This window comes from Nocardia sp. NPDC003345 (assembly GCF_053589395.1).
Genome location: NZ_JBSFRU010000543.1, coordinates 1 through 2,203 on the forward strand (window position 1 = coordinate 1; position 2,203 = coordinate 2,203).

A 2,203-nucleotide genomic window follows, 5' to 3' on the forward strand; every position below is an offset into this window, starting at 1 on the left:
CGGCCGGGTGCGGCGGTGATCGGCGATCGGCTCGTTCAATCGGGGATCGGCGCCCCGGCCACCCGGCCGGTCGTGGCATCGACGGTCACCTCGAATTCCCGGCCTTCGGGGGTGACCACCTCGACCTCCCACCTGGGTGTGCCGTGCTCGGCCTCGAATTCGGCCGATACCGCCCGCCCGCCCGCGACCGCCGCCGCGGCGGTGTCCATGGCCTGCTGCCGGTCGATACCGGGGTCGGCGACCAGCGACCACCCGGCGGTCGCGGCTCCGGCGGGCTGCGGTCCGTGTCCGAGGGTGACCCCGGCGACGGCGAACGACGCGATCGCGGTGAGCGCCGCGACCGCCGCGCCGACGAGGAGCCAGCGCAATCCGGTGAACGCGCGACGGAAGACGTGTGCCATGGTGAAACCTCCTGTAGGGCAGTCCTTCCCGACTGCGAGCACCACTGTGACATCGCACGGCTGAAGCTCACCTGAAGCAACCTGAAGATCATTTCAGGCGGGATCTGTCAGTCTTGGGCGATGCGCCTGCTGATCGTGGAGGACGAGAAACGTCTCGCTCTCGCCCTCGCACAGGGTTTGTCCGCGGAGGGTTTCGCCGTCGATGTCGTCCACGACGGCGCCGAGGGCCTGCTCCGCGCCACCGGTACCGACTACGACCTGATCATCCTCGACATCATGCTGCCCGGAATGAACGGCTACCGGGTGTGTTCCACTGTGCGCGCGGCCGGGCACGAGACGCCGATCCTGATGCTCACCGCGAAGGACGGCGAATACGACGAGGCCGAGGGCCTCGATACCGGCGCCGACGACTACCTGTGCAAACCGTTCTCCTATGTGGTGCTGCTGGCCCGCATCCGCGCGCTGCTGCGGCGGCGCACCCGTGGCGGCAGCCGGGTGATGCGCATAGGGGACCTGGTCGTCGACCCCGCCACCAGGCAGTGCCTGCGCGGCGAACGTGAGCTCGCGCTCACCGCGAAGGAATTCGCGGTCCTGGAACAGCTGGCGGTGCGGGCGGGCGAGGTGGTCTCCAAGGCCGATATCCTGGAACACGTCTGGGATTTCGCCTATGACGGCGACCCGAACATCGTCGAGGTCTACATCAGTGCTCTGCGCCGCAAGATAGACGCCCCCTTCGGCTGCCGGACCATCCTGACAGTCCGCGGCGCGGGTTACCGGCTGGCCGCCGACCGTGGCTGAGCGGGCGAAGCGGTCGCGATGGCGTTCGGTCCGGACGCGCACCACCGCCGGCGCCACGGCAGTGGTCGCGGTCGGGCTCGGCGCGGCGGGAGTGCTGGTACTCGCCGCGCTACGGGGCAACCTCGTGGAGAGCGCGAGCCTGCAGGCCGATCGGACCGCCCACGACATCGTCGCCCAGCTGGATGCCGGCACCGCACTGGACCGGCTCCGCCTGCCCGACCCGGAAGACGAACCCGTACAGGTGGTTTCGCCGGACGGCACGGTACTGGCCGCCGACGAGGAACTCCGCGGTGTCCCGGCGATGGCCGGGTTCGGTCCCGACGACAGCAACGAGGCCGATGACGACGACGAATCCGAGGAGTCCGAGGCTGCCGACGAGAGCGACGACGAGGAGCCGGAGGAAGACGACCCTCCCGCCGTCGCCGGTGCCGCCGCTCCGGTCGCCGCGGACACCGACGGAAGTCACCGTTCCCCGGCCACCGCCGAGGTGGTATTCGGAGAGGTCGAACTGGTCTCGGACGACCGGTCCGGCGCGGACCGGTTCCGCGTCGCCGCCCTCGCCGGTACCGCGCCCGATGGCCGCCCGGTCACCGTCTACGCCGGCGCCTCGCTGGATACCGCCGACAGTGCGGTGGCGGATGCGCGTACCGCGATGCTGACCGGCCTGCCGCTGCTGCTCGGGCTCGTCGCCGGGGTGACCTGGCTGGTCACCCGGCGGGCGCTGCGCCCGGTGGAGGCGATCCGCACCGAACTCGCCGAGATCATGCACGGCGACCTCTCCCGCCGAGTGCCCGAACCCGGTTCCCGCGACGAGATCGCCCGGCTGGCCGTCACCACCAACGAGACCCTCGCCGCCCTGGAGGAATCCGCCCAGCGGCAGCGCCGTTTCATCGCCGACGCGGCCCACGAACTACGCAGCCCGATCGCCAGCCTCCGCACCCAGCTCGAGGTGGCACAGGCGCATCCGGGACTGCTCGAACCGGGTGGGCTGCTCGAGGACACCG

Annotated in this window: 3 protein-coding genes; 2 read left to right on the forward strand and 1 reads right to left on the reverse strand. The window is 70.9% G+C overall.

Going from position 1 to position 2,203, the window contains the following annotated elements:
• Positions 1–35 precede the first annotated feature (35 nt).
• Entirely contained in the window at positions 36–401 is a 366-nt protein-coding gene (locus tag ACWDU1_RS31790; RefSeq protein WP_450004118.1) for a PepSY domain-containing protein, read from the reverse strand.
• Between the two features lie 120 nt (positions 402–521).
• Here ACWDU1_RS31790 and ACWDU1_RS31795 point away from each other — a divergent pair, with 120 nt between their 5' ends.
• Positions 522–1,199: a response regulator gene (locus tag ACWDU1_RS31795; protein WP_450004119.1), complete on the forward strand. Its 678-nt coding sequence runs from the start codon at positions 522–524 to the stop codon at positions 1,197–1,199.
• Positions 1,192–2,203 (forward strand): HAMP domain-containing protein (locus tag ACWDU1_RS31800; protein WP_450004120.1); only part of this gene is annotated, 1,012 nt, incomplete at its 3' end. The genes ACWDU1_RS31795 and ACWDU1_RS31800, both read left to right, overlap by 8 nt.

What these genes read in the sequence shown, in the direction of transcription:
- ACWDU1_RS31790 (WP_450004118.1), bottom strand. Translation starts at nt 401, where the DNA reads ATGGCACACGTCTTCCGTCGCGCGTTCACCGGATTGCGCTGGCTCCTC.
- ACWDU1_RS31795 (WP_450004119.1), top strand. Translation starts at nt 522, where the DNA reads ATGCGCCTGCTGATCGTGGAGGACGAGAAACGTCTCGCTCTCGCCCTC.